3 protein-coding genes are annotated in these 1,752 nt (G+C 31.8%); all 3 read left to right on the forward strand.

What is annotated here, in order from left to right:
- A partial coding sequence (locus AC4AGG_RS16340; protein ID WP_489773088.1) for a hypothetical protein occupies nucleotides 1-730 on the forward strand: 730 nt, incomplete at its 5' end.
- A gap of 16 nt (nucleotides 731-746) precedes the next feature.
- A complete protein-coding gene (locus AC4AGG_RS16345) occupies nucleotides 747-1,349 on the forward strand; it encodes a DUF6705 family protein (RefSeq protein WP_489773089.1) in 603 nt (200 codons plus the stop codon).
- 139 nt (nucleotides 1,350-1,488) lie between these two features.
- On the forward strand, nucleotides 1,489-1,707 hold the full coding sequence (locus tag AC4AGG_RS16350; RefSeq protein ID WP_489773090.1) for a DUF6705 family protein: 219 nt from the start codon (nucleotides 1,489-1,491) through the stop codon (nucleotides 1,705-1,707).
- Nucleotides 1,708-1,752: the final 45 nt, after the last annotated feature.

Below are 1,752 nucleotides of genomic sequence, written 5' to 3' on the forward strand. Positions count from 1 at the left end.
TGAATTGGGTGGAACGCCTACACTTCCGAATTTGGGAGGCACTCCAAACGCCAGTACACCTTGTGCAAAATTAGAAGATTTATTAAACCCAAACACTGTAAATTTAAAGCCTTTAATAACTGGCGGAATGTATGATTATATCAATAACAGTAGTACGGGAGAGGCTGGAATAAATATTAAAAGAGACGTAAACGGAGTTATAGAAAATGAAATTGTTCCTCCAACTGGTACTAATGAACTTCCCGAAACTTCAGGAGGAGATTATTATTCAAATGTTCATACTCATCCGAATTCAACATATCCGATGTTTTCTTATAATGACATTTTAGTAACCTACAAGAAAGAACTAAAAGCAGCGCCACATAATAAAGGTTTAGCAAGTGGAATTTTAGTTTGTGAAGATGACAATGGTGTGAAACAGACTTATGCTATTGTATTTGAGGATACTGGCCTTACTCCTTTGAATGTTCTTAACATTCCTGAATTTGCTGGATGCACCATAGAAGAAAAAATAAAGGAACTAAATAAACGACTAAAAGATATGTACGACAAAGAATACAACAATGACACTCCTAACTACAAACCTAATTATGAACGTGCATTTCTTCAGTTTACTTTTGGAACAAATATTGGTTTGTACAAAGCAAATGCAGATTTAACGGGATGGAGTAAGCTTGCTATTGCAACCAACTCAAATACAGCAACAGTAATACCAACTAATTGTAATTAAATAAAATTTTAAAATAATGAAAAATATAATCATAATCTCTGCACTTCTATTAAATATTATTTGTATCACTGCGCAAAGTGTAATCTTCGACATAAAAGAACCTGGTTTTGGAAAACCATCTGGTTACTATAGAAAAGATATGAATAATTTACTCAATCAGTTTGAAGGAACTTATGTCTATACCAATGGAAATAAAATATTTTCAATTGTTTTGGTAAAAAAAATAATGCAACCTAACCTAAATTATTATGAAGATATGATAATTGGAGAATATACATATACAAATGGATCATTAACAATACAAGATACAACGCCAAATCTTAATGTAGTTTATTCAAATCAATTTTTAAAACACAGTATTGCAGGTAATAGCATTTTATATAAAACAATTGGAAGAATTTGGAATTGCCCACAATGTAGCCCTAACGAAAGAAGATTAAGAGCAATAATTACAGACGCGGCAACGGGAAGAACGGCAGATTTTTATATGAGAAGAACGGTTATAAACGGACAACAAGTTTTGCAGGTAAAAATAGATAATGTTATGCCTGACTTTGAAAACCCGAATGCTCCTGATTTTTCTTTACCAATGGGAGAATTTACCATGATAAAACAATAAAACCACTTCTGCCAACAGCTAAGGCTTCGTTGGGCTTGCAAAGCCAATCCATATCTAACCAATTGGAGTAAATTGTCCATTACCGAAAATATTGAAACTGCAACTGTAACACCTTCTAACTGCAATTAAAAACAAAACAATGAAAAAAATAATTATAACTTTTATATCAATATTTGCAAGCCTTGCTATAAATGCACAAAGTGTAATAATTGACATTAGCGAGTCTGGATTCGGACAACCTACTGGTTATTATCGAAAAGATATTAACAACTTACTCAATCAGTTTGAGGGAACTTATGTTTACACCAATGGGAACAAGGTTTTTACGATAACTTTAATAAAAAAAATATTGAATTAGGCATTTAAGCAATAATTTGTTTGTAAGAGATTGGTTTTGATATAA

This window comes from Chryseobacterium sp. CG10_8 (genome assembly GCF_058117085.1).

Bases quoted from the DNA above. Each gene is read 5' to 3' on its own strand.
- AC4AGG_RS16350 (WP_489773090.1), top strand. From the start codon at position 1,489: ATGAAAAAAATAATTATAACTTTTATATCAATATTTGCAAGCCTTGCT.
- AC4AGG_RS16345 (WP_489773089.1), top strand. From the start codon at position 747: ATGAAAAATATAATCATAATCTCTGCACTTCTATTAAATATTATTTGT.